Source organism: Superficieibacter sp. 1612_C1, assembly GCF_015234305.1.
Lineage (GTDB): Bacteria > Pseudomonadota > Gammaproteobacteria > Enterobacterales > Enterobacteriaceae > Superficieibacter.
This window is the reverse complement of sequence record NZ_JADGMI010000004.1, coordinates 522,529-536,724: the sequence shown is the minus strand read 5'-3', so window position 1 is coordinate 536,724 and position 14,196 is coordinate 522,529. Positions and strand designations below refer to the sequence as shown.

Annotated in this window: 12 protein-coding genes and 1 pseudogene; 5 read left to right on the top strand and 8 right to left on the bottom strand. The window is 48.3% G+C overall.

The window, feature by feature from the left end; genetic code table 11:
- Positions 1-80: 80 nt before the first annotated feature.
- Entirely contained in the window at positions 81-1,307 is a 1,227-nt protein-coding gene (locus INT84_RS16600; RefSeq protein WP_194207680.1) for a hypothetical protein, read from the top strand.
- Between the two features lie 202 nt (positions 1,308-1,509).
- Positions 1,510-2,655, top strand: a complete 1,146-nt coding sequence (locus tag INT84_RS16595; protein ID WP_194207679.1) for a reverse transcriptase family protein — start codon at positions 1,510-1,512, stop codon at positions 2,653-2,655.
- Positions 2,656-2,797: 142 nt separating this feature from the next.
- On the opposite strand, the gene INT84_RS16590 is transcribed toward INT84_RS16595, so the two are convergent.
- The 8 genes and pseudogenes from INT84_RS16590 to rpmH all read right to left on the bottom strand — a co-directional run bounded on the left by INT84_RS16590 (position 2,798) and on the right by rpmH (position 10,023).
- The gene (locus INT84_RS16590; protein ID WP_194207678.1) at positions 2,798-3,925 is read right to left on the bottom strand and encodes an ImmA/IrrE family metallo-endopeptidase; all 1,128 of its coding nucleotides are present in this window, start codon (positions 3,923-3,925) and stop codon (positions 2,798-2,800) included.
- A 3-nt stretch (positions 3,926-3,928) separates the two neighbouring features.
- Complete coding sequence (locus INT84_RS24240; RefSeq protein ID WP_228066298.1) at positions 3,929-4,546, bottom strand: hypothetical protein; 618 nt, start codon at positions 4,544-4,546, stop codon at positions 3,929-3,931.
- A 143-nt stretch (positions 4,547-4,689) separates the two neighbouring features.
- Positions 4,690-5,909, bottom strand: a pseudogene (locus tag INT84_RS16580) (tyrosine-type recombinase/integrase).
- Between the two features lie 257 nt (positions 5,910-6,166).
- Positions 6,167-7,531 carry a tRNA uridine-5-carboxymethylaminomethyl(34) synthesis GTPase MnmE gene (gene mnmE / locus INT84_RS16575; RefSeq protein ID WP_194207677.1) on the bottom strand — a complete coding sequence of 455 codons (1,365 nt, stop codon included), beginning with the start codon at positions 7,529-7,531 and terminating at the stop codon, positions 6,167-6,169.
- 109 nt (positions 7,532-7,640) lie between these two features.
- Entirely contained in the window at positions 7,641-9,284 is a 1,644-nt protein-coding gene (gene yidC, locus INT84_RS16570; protein WP_194207676.1) for a membrane protein insertase YidC, read from the bottom strand.
- Between the two features lie 2 nt (positions 9,285-9,286).
- On the bottom strand, positions 9,287-9,544 hold the full coding sequence (yidD, locus tag INT84_RS16565; protein ID WP_103676252.1) for a membrane protein insertion efficiency factor YidD: 258 nt from the start codon (positions 9,542-9,544) through the stop codon (positions 9,287-9,289).
- On the bottom strand, positions 9,508-9,867 hold the full coding sequence (rnpA, locus tag INT84_RS16560; RefSeq protein ID WP_176918529.1) for a ribonuclease P protein component: 360 nt from the start codon (positions 9,865-9,867) through the stop codon (positions 9,508-9,510). Before rnpA ends, yidD begins: the two co-directional genes overlap by 37 nt.
- A gap of 15 nt (positions 9,868-9,882) precedes the next feature.
- On the bottom strand, positions 9,883-10,023 hold the full coding sequence (gene rpmH / locus INT84_RS16555; protein ID WP_003023858.1) for a 50S ribosomal protein L34: 141 nt from the start codon (positions 10,021-10,023) through the stop codon (positions 9,883-9,885).
- A 591-nt stretch (positions 10,024-10,614) separates the two neighbouring features.
- Here rpmH and dnaA point away from each other — a divergent pair.
- From dnaA to recF, 3 genes are read left to right on the top strand one after another with little or no spacing between them, the layout of a single operon-like run.
- Positions 10,615-12,012 carry a chromosomal replication initiator protein DnaA gene (gene dnaA, locus INT84_RS16550; RefSeq protein ID WP_176918528.1) on the top strand — a complete coding sequence of 466 codons (1,398 nt, stop codon included), beginning with the start codon at positions 10,615-10,617 and terminating at the stop codon, positions 12,010-12,012.
- Between the two features lie 3 nt (positions 12,013-12,015).
- Positions 12,016-13,116: a DNA polymerase III subunit beta gene (gene dnaN / locus INT84_RS16545; RefSeq protein WP_176918527.1), complete on the top strand. Its 1,101-nt coding sequence runs from the start codon at positions 12,016-12,018 to the stop codon at positions 13,114-13,116.
- Positions 13,116-14,189, top strand: a complete 1,074-nt coding sequence (recF, locus tag INT84_RS16540) for a DNA replication/repair protein RecF (protein WP_194207675.1) — start codon at positions 13,116-13,118, stop codon at positions 14,187-14,189. Before dnaN ends, recF begins: the two co-directional genes overlap by 1 nt.
- The last annotated feature ends 7 nt before the right edge of the window (positions 14,190-14,196 follow it).

Below are 14,196 nucleotides of genomic sequence, written 5' to 3'. Positions count from 1 at the left end.
AATGATTTTTCTAAATAATCCTTTAAAAAAATAGCTTTTAGCTTTAATATTATATTATATAAATTATGAGGATGTTTAGAATGAGCTCTCATGAAATGACATTAGATAAGACCCAAAGAGCATCACTGTGGCTCGAACAATTTGATGAAGATGATCGGCCTTATGCTAACCTCTTATTGAAAAAGATACATTGGGTATCTAGTTACGAATTTGAAAAAACGATAAAGAATGAGGTCGAAAATATTGGAAATGAATGTGAGCATGCAATAGCTATTTTTGTTGAGCGTGAAGTTTTACCGGAAGAAAGAGTATATAAATTCAGTGATAAAAAGCCACAAAGGGCAGATGGGGAAGCATTTGAACCAATTAATATAATAAAAAACCGGAAGGAAATTGGAAGCGAAGGATTGCTTAATACAATAGCAACTAATTTATCAAGATCCGATAGTAGGAAATATTTATATTATCCTGCAGCCAAGGTTTTTAGAAAGAAAAAAATAAGAAAGGTTGTCATATTAACTGATACTATCGGATCTGGTAATCAGATGTATAATTTCCTCGATTGTTTTCAGAAAACACCGTCATTAAAAAGTTGGTATTCATCTCATCATATCAAATTTTTTGTTGTTTGCTATGCTGCGACACAGGAAGGTTTAAAAAGAATGGAATATCATCCTTTTAAACCAACGATAATCTACAATAAAATATGCCCTACCATTGAAAATAGTTTTTCAGGGGACGAAAAGAAGAAGATAACATCTCTATGTCATAAATACAACCCAGATCAGAATAAAAATACCCCTTTCGGTTATGGGGGAGTAGCTGCACTTATTTGTTATAGTCATGGCATGCCGAATAATGCACCTGCTATACTTTATAAACGCTCAAATTCATGGAAGCCTTTATTTAGAAATAGAACAGCTATTGATTTAAAAGATGAACTCCCCACGGGAGATGCTGATTATGATCCTGAAAATTATTTGAACCTTATGAATCAGAAACGAATAGCCGCATCAGCTAAGTTTCAAAAGCTTAATGATGAAGGTAAAAAATATATCCTGGTTTTATTATCATTAAGACGGTTACCTAGAACGAAAAACGCAATAGCCTCAAGAAGTGGGTTATCATCAAGAATCGTTTCGGATATCTTAGTTCGGTTAACATTTTTGGGATGGATTGATGATAACTATCGACTGACTGATGAAGGGCAGTTACTAATCGAAGAGTTAAGGAAAAAAGGCAAAGCTAAAGAACTTCCAAAACAGATAAAAGAGGGGTATTATCCTACAACGTTGAGGAGGCCATAATGTTTCATTTAGCGTTAACACAAGTAACTACCATTACTTGTCAGGAGAAGTGTATACCTTTCCTGCGGGCCATATGTTTTATGTGCTCATGTATTAGCACTCGCAATAGTGTAAGCAAAATCACGACGATCCCGACTTCGTCGGCTCGATCGTGGTCTTTCTTATCGTCGCGATTTTACTTACCCCTCCGGGGTCAAAGTAAATGAAACAATGGTCTCCTCAGCGTTATCGTGCAGAAGCTCTTATCCAAGGTGTTAAACCGGAGATAATTGATAGTGCGCTCTTACACACAAAAAAAATAATAAATTTAAATCCAAAGGTAATACCAATATTGACATTGCGTCACCTTGCTTTTATGGCTGGTGTTGAATATTCTTTTCTACGCAAAGTTATTAATAGAGAACACTTTCATCCGTATAGATTTTTTCTTATTAGGAAGAAAAGAAGTATTTCAAAACGGAAAATATTTGTCCCTGAACCTCAATTACTAAAGGTACAGAAGTTTATACACAATAATGTTCTTAAGCATATATTGCCACATGATGCTAGCTTTGCATATACACCATATTCATCTATATATGATGCTGCACACGTACATATAAATAGTAGATGGCTTATTAAAATTGATATTACAAACTTCTTTGAGAGTATATCCGAGATAGATGCATATCATGTTTTTAAATATAATGGATATTCTAATTTAATATCGTTCGAATTAGCTAGGATTTGTACTTGGCCTATTCCTCGCTCTCGAAATGAAAGATTACATAGGCTACAAAATAAATATCTAAAAGAATATAAGTTTTACGATCGTAACCAGGAATTAGGTAGCACACCACAAGGTGCTCCAACTAGTCCTTGTTTATCAAACTTAGTATGTAAAAATTTAGACGCAGAAATAAGTTTGTTATGTGAAAAACTACAAGTTAGATATTCTAGATACTCTGACGATATTACCATTTCATCTATCAATACGAGTTTTTCAAGGCATGATGCTCAAGATATCATAGACAGTATTTATAGGGTTTTGAATAAATATGGTTTCAATCCGAATAAATATAAGACTAAAATAATTCCTCCTGGCGCAAAAAAAATAGTGTTAGGGTTAAATGTTGATAAAGATAGTGTCGGGCTTGATAAAGAATTTAAATATAAAATTAAGCAGCATATTCATTTTTGTTTACACGAGAAAATCGGTCCTGTACAACATGCTAGATTTAAAGGATTTTCTTCGGTTATAGGCTTTCGGAATCATTTACATGGACTAATTGTCTATGCTCGGTCTATAGATGTTATCTTTGGTGAAAAAATGCTCAATAAATATAATGAGATTAATTGGCCATTTTAGTTTTTGGGTATTGTATAAGTGACTCACAAAATGTTTACGCTAATTTCATCCTTTTAGAGGTAGGATGACGTAATATTTTAAACGGTTATGTTGTGGATTGATTTTTCCTTTTAGAAAGAATGGCGATTTACGCCATTCTTTCTTAGAATTTAAAGGGAACAATTACATTTTCAAAGTCATCACTTTGGTCTTGAATATAATCAATGCCAGATATTTCAGCTAACAAAGATGGTTTTACGCAGAGTTTGTCTGCAAGCATTTCGAATGAAATACCAAGTTGTTCTTTTAAAACTAATAAACTCTCTTTAAGTATGTGAGGTTCTTCCATTGGGATGGAGTCGTCATACTTTTCTTTTTTAGCTTGTCTAGTCTGGCTAAACCAAACATTGGCACTTCTATACTGCTGAGCATTAATAAATCCTAAGAAGTGAGCGCGATATATGATCGCTCTTGCACTCATTTTCCACCTTAATTTTAGGTGGTATACTTTTTTCCAATCAATTGTTCCTCTTGATGTTATACAAGCAGGAAATTCTCGAGCAAAAGATTTGCGTGGAAATAAAAATGCACTAGCAAAAGCATCGGCTTCTCTTTCTGTTTTTTTACAACCAGTTTCAATGCCATCATGCATGATTAGATGCCCGCATTCATGTGCGATATCAAAACGCATTCTACAAACGCTTTCTTTCGCAGTATTACGAATGATAATGGGGTATTTCCTGTTAATAGAAAGAGCGTCAACTTTATCTGAGACCCCATCAAAAGTCGTAACTATTGCTCCTTGGTTTTCAACAACATTAACCATATTATCTATAGGGGCATCATCTGTTAATCCCCAGCGAACTCGAGCACCCTCTGCAATCTTTTCAATAATAGGAGCAGTGAGTTCAGGGATCTTCTCATTATCAATTAGATTAAAACGGTTCTCTGGTAAGTCTAAGTGTTCATATAATTCAGATACTAATTGTTCAAGAATGGTGCTATACGATTGCACCCTTTCCTTCACACCCGCTGGTGTTGTCTGGCGTTTACGAAAATGGCACTGTTCTGGTTTTACATCACCAGCCAGAGGGTATTCAAAAAATTTAGGCGATACCTGCAAGAGTTCTGCCAAAGCATTGCGTATATCATGTGCAGGTGCTCTGGCATCACTCTCATACTGGTGGATGCTTTGTCTTGTAACCGCAACGGCATCCCCCAATTCTTGCAGGGTATAACCTTTTAGTAAACGGGCGAGCCTTAACCGCTCGCCATAAAATGTCATGGACATAGCTTACTGACCATCATTCGTATCATCATTTTTTGCTTTTTTCTCTTCTTTCTTTTTAACAGAAACGACTGGTTTCTCGATTTTCACAGGCTCAGGAAGTTCTGCATCAATTGAGCTGATAGCAGGCACTTTCTCATTGAGTGGAATCTCCCAGCATGAAACTTGGGCACCTTCAAGAAAACCAGTGAATGTGACCCGATCCACGTATCTGAATTCGTCTACTTCAATAGCAAAAAACCATATGATATCTGCTGCATCACCAACTTCCTCAAATAAGAAACTAGCTTGGCTCAAAGCTTCATAACATGGAATTAATCGACGTTCTTCAGGACTATCTGGCTTACCTCTATAGAGTCGCACTGGTACTGATTTGATGGAAAACGTAAATTTACCATCTTTTTTTACAATTCCAAGCCAGGGCCATTCTTCTGAGTCCATAGAAGCACGAGCTATCCGTGTTCTGCAACATTCATATGCCCGCATACCGGTTGCGCGCGCTGAGTCGCCTAAATCATCATCATGTCTGTCGACCACATCATCTCTAACGTATCGGATGAGAGAGGCCAGTTTCTTTAGGCGTTCTTGTGTAAGTTCAGGGTTTAGTTCCCATGGTTGTTTCATTATTAAAAGTAATCCTTGTAGCGTAGGGCTGGTGTAGATCCTGATCGGATTCAGGTGAAATGTAACTTAATAATCTTGCGTTTTTATGGATTTGTCAAGCTTGAATGGAAAAGTCACTTTATCGCCATTTTGTCAATTTTCTTTTAATTATTTGATTCATAAGCCTTCCCAAACTTCCCGATAACCACCTTCCGCCCCTCCTCAATCTGCACATCAACAAAATCAGCCCATGACTGAAGCATCTCCCGGCGCTGATTCAGTTACTCCGCACGGTTATAAACGCCGTGAACGCCGCCGATCTTATGTGCCAGGCATTTTTCCACCCAGTCTGAGTTGTAGCCCTGCTCATGTAGCAATGTGCTGGCAGTACGCCGGAAGTCATGAATAACAAAATTCCTGAAGTTCAGATCCCGCGTACGCACCGCGCAGTTCAGCGTTGTTTTGGAGATCGGGCGTCGGTGGGCGTTTCGGCTGGGGAAGACGTAAGGCGAATCTCCGGCCAGAGATTTTAGCTCTTCGAACATCGCTAGAGCCTGCTTGGACAGCGGAACAATATGCGGGTTATCCATCTTCATTCTTTCGCCAGGGATACGCCATTCCAGCGCGTTGAAGTTAACTTCACTCCATGTCGCTTCAATCATCTCCGATTTAAGCACTATGCAGATAATCAGCAGGTGTAGAGCCAGCTTGTGGCGTCGGTTCATGTTAGAGGTGTAGATCCCTCGTAACAGGATGCCGATCTCTTCTGCGGTTAACGCCACGTCACGGCTCGTTGCTTGTGCGATATAAAGGGCAGCAATAGCGGCTGTCGGGTTGTTGAAGATGATTCCCCTGGAAATCGCATAGGCCAGCATGCGTTTGAGTACGTTTCGCGTCGGCAGCGCGACGTGATCGGAACCTCGTTGTTTGATGCGGTCGAGAACGACCTGAATGTGGGCAGTTGTGAGTTCTTCCAGTTCCAGTTTCCCGATGATGGGAATGATGTCCTTCTCGATAACGCGAGTGACGTTGCGTGGATTGCGGTTACTTTTTTCAACGATCTCGGTCAGCCAGCGTTTGGCGAAAGCTTTTACTGTTGTAGGGTCATTTTGTTTGGGTTTTTCTTCCTGCTTCTTTTGTGCCGGGTTAATGTCATGGGTAAACATTGAGCGGCATTTCTCACACCACATACGAGCCTCAGCGAGGGAGAAGGATGGGTATTCCCGCAGCGTGACTTTTTGAAGTTTGTTGTTCAGGCGAAAGCGGAATCTCCATACTTTTCTTCCTGTGGAAGTATTTCAATCATCAGGCCATCTCTATCAGCTATTTGCCAGGGATGATCTTTTGGAGCTAATGAGCGAAGTTTAGTATCTGAAAGCGCCATTTTTCACCTCTTATGCTGTGCCCATGGGATATCGATTTTGATGCTTTTTTATACTATTTTCTATACCCATGAGGTGTGATTATTAGCGCAAAAAAATGAACAATGGCACAGCGGTTTTTTTGCTATGGGCACAACGATGGACACAAAAATCGCGGATGAACCCGCACGGCTATGGACCAGTACGGAAAGTAAAAACCCGCATTAACTGCATGTTAATGCGGGTTAGTGAACGTTCACGGACGAGAATGTACTAAAACTTATTTCCCAATACAAAAACTCGAGAAAATCCGTCCCAGCAAGTCATCCGAGGTAAACTCGCCGGTGATCTCACTCAGGCTTTGCTGAGCAAGCCGCAACTCCTCCGCCAGCAATTCGCCAGCCCAGGCACCGAGCAGTTGCGCCTTGCCTTGCTCAAGATGGTTCGCCGCGTCTTCCAGCGCCTGCAAATGACGACGGCGGGCAAGAAAACCGCCTTCCATTTGGGTATCAAAGCCCATACTGTGCTTGAGATGGTCGCGCAGGACGTCAACGCCTTCACCCGTGCGGGCCGAGAGGCGAACAAGTGAGTGATTATTCACTTCACTGAAGCCCAGCGTCTCGCCAGTGATATCGGCCTTGTTACGCACCACAGTAATCGGCAGTTTTGCGGGCAGACGGGCGATAAAGTCCGGCCAGATATCTGCCGGATCTACCGCATCGGTGGTGGTGCCGTCGACCATAAACAGCACGCGGTCCGCCTGTTCAATCTCCTGCCAGGCGCGCTCAATGCCAATGCGCTCAACTTCATCGCTGGCTTCGCGCAGCCCGGCGGTGTCGATGATGTGCAGCGGCATCCCGTCGATGTGAATATGCTCGCGCAGTACATCGCGCGTGGTGCCGGCGATGTCGGTAACAATTGCCGCGTCGCGCCCGGCCAGCGCGTTCAGCAGGCTGGATTTACCGGCGTTGGGACGTCCGGCAATCACCACTTTCATCCCTTCGCGCAGCAGGCTGCCCTGACGCGCTTCGGCGCGTACCGCGTCCAGATCGGCCATGACGCCGTTAAGCTGCGCCTCGATTTTGCCGTCGGAAAGAAAGTCGATCTCCTCATCCGGGAAGTCGATGGCCGCTTCGACGTAGATCCGCAGGTGAGTGAGTGCTTCCACCAGATGATTCACCCGCGCGGAGAAGGCACCCTGAAGCGAATTTAACGCCGAGCGTGCCGCCTGTTCGGAACTGGCGTCAATCAGGTCAGCAATCGCCTCTGCCTGGGCTAAATCCAGCTTGTCATTGAGAAACGCGCGTTCGGAGAACTCGCCGGGTTTCGCGATGCGCAGGCCGGGAAGGGTCAGGATACGTTTTAACAGCAGATCGAGAATGACCGGGCCGCCGTGTCCCTGTAGCTCCAGCACATCTTCGCCGGTAAACGAGTTTGGGCCGGGGAACCATAGCGCGATGCCCTGATCGAGCGCCGTGCCGTCCGCGTCCTGAAACGGCAGATAGTCGGCGTAGCGCGGCTTAGGTAATTTCCCCAGCACGGCCTGCGCGACCTCACGAGCTTTTAGGCCTGAGATGCGCAGGATGCCCACGCCGCCGCGTCCCGGAGGCGTGGCCTGGGCTACGATAGTGTCGTTATGGCTCATGTTATGTCTCTTTGCTTACCAATAAAAAAGGCGGTCAGATGACCGCCCTTTATCACAGTTCCTTTTGCCGGGTGGCGCTTCGCTGACCCGGCCTACAACAGGGACCGAATCAGGATTTTTTCTTCTCGCGGCTATGCAGGCCACGTTTTTCCAGACCACGGTAAATCAGCTGCTGCTGGATAATCGTCACGGTGTTACTCACGATATAGTACAGCACCAGACCTGACGGGAACCACAGGAAGAACACGGTGAAGATGACCGGCATAAAGGTCATGATCTTCTGCTGCATCGGGTCGGTCACGGTGGTCGGCGACATCTTCTGAATGAAGAACATCGTCAGGCCCATCAGGATCGGCAGGATGTAGTACGGGTCCTGTGCGGAAAGGTCATGGATCCACAGGGCGAACGGCGCATGACGCAGTTCAATGGAGCCCATCAGCATGTAGTACAGCGCAAGGAAGATTGGCATCTGGATGACCAGCGGTAAGCAGCCTCCCAGCGGGTTAACCTTCTCAGCTTTGTACAGGGCCATCATCTCCTGGCTCTGACGCTGCTTGTCATCGCCCAGACGCTCACGCATGGCCGCAATCTTCGGCTGTAGCATACGCATCTTCGCCATGGAGGTGTACTGCGCTTTGGTCAGCGGGTACATGATGCCACGAACGATAAAGGTGATAATGATGATGGAGAAGCCCCAGTTGCCCAGGAAGCTGTGGATCCATTTCAGCAGTTTAAACAGCGGCTGAGAGATGAACCACAGCCAGCCGTAATCTACGGTCAAGTCCAGGTGCGGTGCAACGGCCGCCATTTTATCCTGAATTTCCGGGCCGACCCACAGGGTACTGCCCAGATTGCCCGTCTGACCCGGCTGAACCAGCAGCGGCTGAGACTTGTAGCCAATCGCCGCAACGCCGTTGCCCAGATTGCTGGTGTAGAAGCTGTTAGTGCTGTTGGCTGGCGGTACCCACGCGGTCGCGAAGTACTGCTGCAACATGGCAACCCAACCGCCCTGAGAACTCAGGTTCAGGTTTTCGTTGTCGGCAATTTTATCAAATTTGTATTTTTCATACTTCTCGTCCGGCGTGGAGTACGCCGCACCGCGGAAGGTATGCAGTGCAAAGTTGCTGCTGCCGGTATCGCGATGAGCAGGCAAATCGATGGATTGCTTCAACTGACCAAAGGTAGACACTTCCAGCGGCTTAGCGCTGGCGTTCTGCACGTTGTAGTTAACATTCACCGCAAATTCGCCGCGTTTCAGGACGAAGGTCTTGGTGAAGGTGTTACCAGCGGCATCGGTCCAGGTCAGCGGGATCGTCAGTTCGTTCTGACCATCAGCCAGCACAAACGCATCGCTGTCAACGTTATACAGCGGGCGAGAACCGTTAGCCGGGTTATCCGGGCCATCGCGGCCAGTCAGGCCACTCTGTGCCTGGTAGATAAACTCTGGCGTGGTTTCGAGTAACTGGAACGGCTCGTTAGAACCCAGCTCTTTCGGGTAGGTCAACAGGTGCGCCTGCTCAACGTCACCACCACGGGTGTTGATCGTCAGCTCCAGCACATCGGTCTTAACCGTAATCAGTTTACCCTGGCCACTGGCTGGTACGCCCTGGTCTGCGGCACTACCCGCTGCGGTGGTCGTAGTCTGCGTGATCTGCTGCTGGGGTTTAGGATTTTTATCCTGCTCCCAGGCTTGCCAGATCATGAAAGACACGAACAACAAAGCGATGACTAGAAGATTGCGTTGCGAATCCATCGTTAGTGTTCTCTGGTATCAAATGGTCCGGGCGGGACGGGGTCGTCACCACCCGGGTGTAAAGGGTGGCATTTTAATACGCGTTTCACCGTCAACCAACTGCCTTTTATCATTCCAAACCTGCGCAATGCCTCAATTCCGTATTGCGAACAGGTCGGGGTGAAACGGCAATGTGGCCCAAGCAGCGGACTGATCAGGCGTTGGTAGACCCGGATAAGGGCTATCAGGACCCTTGAGCCAGCCGACAGTGGCGACGCCATAATTTTTCCAGTGCTTCTGTAAGGGCACGATTATCGAGGTCGGCAACCCCTTTTTTCGCCACTATCACGAAATCCATTGCAGGGAGTTCGTGTTGACGTAAACGAAAACTTTCACGCGTCAGACGTTTAATCCGATTGCGTTCGTGTGCTCGCTTAACGTTTTTCTTGGCGACCGTAAGACCGATGCGGGGATGCCCCAGCGAATTCAGGCGGCCGAGGATGGTGATTTGCGGCGTGCCAGCCCGTTGTGGCTGCTGGAAGACGAATGTGAAATGACTGGGAGTTAACAAGCGTAACTCCCTGGGAAATGCGAGCTTAACCACGCAGGGTTAGCTTTATTACTTAGAAACGGTCAGACGAGAACGGCCTTTAGCACGACGACGTGCCAAAACCTGACGACCATTTTTATTAGCCATACGAGCACGGAAGCCGTGAGAACGGTTGCGCTTCAGTACAGACGGTTGAAAAGTGCGTTTCATGGCGATTTCTACCTAAACTTGAATAAATTCACTGACTTCTGCGTATAACCGAACAAACTTCGAACGACTTACGCCTCAGTGTGGGTGATTAAAGAGGCCGGATTGTAATAATTGTACACTCCGGAGTCAATTCTCTTTCCTTATATCCCGCGTATTTTCGCACGTTTTCATGAGTAAAACCCTGGCTGAAAACAGGCTAACGCGCAGGGTGGAGGATTATACGGCCTCTTACTTAAAGCGCAAGGATCCCGCCGGATCTTCGTTAGATCATTTAAGGAAAAATTTGTCGTTGCTCATTAATTTTTCCGATATGAGGCCTAAATCGTGCCTCAGTTAGCCAGGATCGTTTACACTTAGCCGGTCGCGATCCTCCCTGTGGATAAATCGGGAAGAATCTGTGAGAAACAGAAGATCTCTGGCTCAGTTTACGCTATGATCCGCCTCCCGATCGGATCACTGGATCCGGATCGGGTAAAAACCGCAGATAGCGGTTCGCACGTCACCCTTACGTGGGTCTTTTCGCCGTGCGTCAACAATCATGAACGTTTCAGCCTTTGTCATTTATCGACTTTTGTTCGAGTGGAGTCCGCCGTGTCACTTTCGCTTTGGCAGCAGTGTCTTGCCCGATTGCAGGATGAGTTACCAGCCACAGAATTCAGTATGTGGATACGCCCGTTGCAGGCGGAATTGAGCGATAACACGCTGGCTTTGTATGCGCCAAACCGTTTCGTACTCGATTGGGTAAGGGACAAATACCTTAATAATATCAATGGACTGCTTAATGAGTTTTGCGGTTCAGACGCGCCGCAGATGCGTTTTGAAGTCGGCACAAAACCGGTTTCCCAGACCCTGAAAGGCTCGGTCAGCGTAGCGGCTCCCGCGCAGACGGCGCAGGTTCACGTTCCGCGTCCGATCCCGGTTGCGCGTTCCAGTTGGGATAACGTTCCCGCGCCTGCCGCACCGACCTACCGCTCCAATGTTAACGTCAAGCATACCTTTGATAACTTCGTCGAAGGTAAATCAAACCAGCTGGCGCGAGCGGCGGCCCGTCAGGTGGCCGATAACCCCGGCGGCGCGTATAACCCGCTGTTTTTGTATGGCGGTACGGGTCTGGGTAAAACGCACCTTCTGCATGCGGTGGGGAATGGCATCGTAGCGCGTAAGCCCAACGCCAAAGTGGTCTATATGCACTCCGAGCGCTTTGTTCAGGACATGGTAAAAGCCCTGCAAAACAATGCGATCGAAGAGTTTAAACGCTACTATCGCTCCGTCGATGCGCTGTTGATCGATGACATCCAGTTCTTTGCCAATAAAGAACGATCCCAGGAAGAGTTTTTCCACACCTTCAACGCCCTGCTGGAAGGCAATCAGCAGATCATCCTGACTTCAGATCGCTATCCGAAAGAGATCAACGGTGTGGAAGATCGTCTGAAATCCCGCTTCGGCTGGGGGCTGACCGTGGCGATCGAACCGCCAGAGCTGGAAACCCGCGTGGCGATCCTGATGAAAAAGGCGGACGAAAACGACATCCGCCTGCCGGGTGAGGTGGCGTTCTTTATTGCCAAGCGCCTGCGCTCTAACGTGCGTGAGCTGGAAGGGGCGCTGAACCGCGTGATCGCCAACGCCAACTTTACTGGCCGGGCAATTACTATCGACTTCGTGCGTGAAGCGCTGCGCGATCTGCTGGCGCTTCAGGAAAAACTGGTCACCATCGATAACATCCAGAAGACGGTGGCGGAGTACTATAAAATTAAAGTGGCGGATCTGCTGTCCAAACGCCGCTCCCGTTCGGTAGCCCGTCCGCGCCAGATGGCGATGGCGCTGGCAAAGGAGCTGACCAACCATAGCTTGCCGGAGATCGGCGATGCCTTTGGTGGTCGCGACCACACTACCGTGCTCCACGCCTGCCGTAAAATCGAGCAGTTGCGTGAAGAAAGCCATGATATTAAAGAAGATTTCTCTAATTTAATCCGAACATTATCGTCGTGACCTATGAAATTTACCGTTGAACGTGAACATTTATTAAAACCGCTACAGCAGGTGAGTGGTCCTTTAGGCGGACGCCCTACGCTGCCGATTCTGGGTAATCTCCTGATGCAGGTCGCGGACGGTACGCTGTCGCTAACCGGCACCGACCTGGAAATGGAAATGGTCGCACGCGTGTCGCTAAACCAGCCGCATGAGCCGGGCGCAACAACCGTACCGGCGCGTAAATTTTTTGATATCTGCCGTGGTTTGCCGGAAGGCGCTGAAATCGACGTCAAGCTGGAGGGTGACCGTATGCTGGTACGCTCCGGGCGTAGCCGTTTCTCGCTCTCTACGCTGCCTGCCGCGGATTTCCCGAATCTGGACGACTGGCAGAGTGAAGTTGAATTCACGCTGCCGCAGGCGACCATGAAGCGCCTGATTGAAGCCACCCAGTTTTCGATGGCCCATCAGGACGTGCGCTATTACCTGAACGGGATGCTGTTCGAAACCGAAGGCGAAGAGTTGCGTACCGTAGCCACCGACGGACACCGTCTGGCGGTCTGCTCCATGCCGCTCGGCGAATCGCTGCCTAACCATTCAGTGATCGTGCCGCGTAAAGGCGTCATTGAGCTGATGCGGATGCTCGACGGCGGCGATACTCCGCTGCGCGTGCAGATCGGCAGTAACAACATTCGCGCGCACGTTGGCGATTTTATCTTTACCTCGAAGCTGGTTGACGGTCGGTTCCCGGACTATCGCCGCGTCCTGCCGAAAAATCCGGATAAACATCTGGAAGCGGGCTGCGATATCCTCAAGCAGGCGTTTGCCCGCGCGGCTATTCTCTCCAACGAGAAGTTCCGCGGCGTGCGTCTGTATGTCAGCGAGAACCAGATTAAAATCACCGCGAACAACCCGGAGCAGGAAGAAGCCGAGGAAATTCTCGACGTCACCTACGCCGGCACGGAGATGGAAATCGGTTTTAACGTTAGCTACGTGCTCGACGTGCTGAACGCGCTGAAATGTGAAAACGTCCGCATTATGCTGACGGATTCCGTCTCGAGCGTGCAGATCGAAGATGCCGCCAGCCAGAGTGCGGCTTATGTCGTCATGCCAATGAGACTGTAATGTCCCTTTCGCGTTTATTGATCCGCGATTTTCGCAATATCGAAAACGCGGATCTCGCCCTCTCTCCCGGTTTTAACTTCCTGGTGGGCGCGAACGGCAGCGGCAAAACCAGCGTGCTGGAAGCCATCTATACGCTCGGCCACGGCCGGGCGTTTCGCAGTTTGCAAATCGGCCGCGTGATCCGCCATGAGCAGGACGCATTTATTCTGCACGGACGTTTGCAGGGAGAAGAGCGGGAAGTCTCAATTGGCCTGACCAAAGACAAGCTGGGCGACAGCAAGGTGCGCATTGACGGCACCGACGGTCATAAAGTGGCAGAGCTGGCGCACCTGATGCCGATGCAGCTTATTACGCCAGAGGGGTTTACTTTACTCAACGGCGGCCCCAAATACAGAAGAGCGTTCCTCGACTGGGGATGCTTTCATAACGAAGCCGGTTTCTTTACCGCCTGGAGCAACCTCAAGCGGCTGCTCAAACAGCGCAACGCCGCGCTGCGCCAGGTGGGCCACTATGCGCAACTGCGTCCGTGGGACAAAGAACTGATCCCGCTGGCGGAGCAAATCAGCCGCTGGCGCGCCGAATACAGTAGCGCCATTGCCGAAGACATGGCGGATACCTGCAAACAATTTTTACCGGAGTTCACCCTCACCTTCTCTTTCCAGCGCGGCTGGGAAAAAGAGAGCGACTACGCAGAGGTGCTGGAGCGGAGCTTCGAGCGTGACAGAATGCTGACCTACACCGCGCACGGCCCGCACAAGGCGGATTTCCGCATTCGTGCCGACGGCGCGCCGGTGGAAGACACGTTGTCGCGCGGGCAGCTAAAACTTCTGATGTGCGCGCTACGACTGGCGCAGGGGGAGTTTTTAACCCGCGAAAGCGGACGGCGCTGTCTGTACCTGATAGATGATTTTGCCTCTGAACTTGACGACGCGCGTCGCGGACTGCTTGCCAGCCGCTTAAAAGCCACGCAGTCGCAGGTCTTCGTCAGCGCCATTAGCGCTGAACACGTTCTGGACATGTCGGACAAAAATTCGAAGATGTTCACCGTGGAAAAGGGTAAAATAGCGGATTAACCCAAGA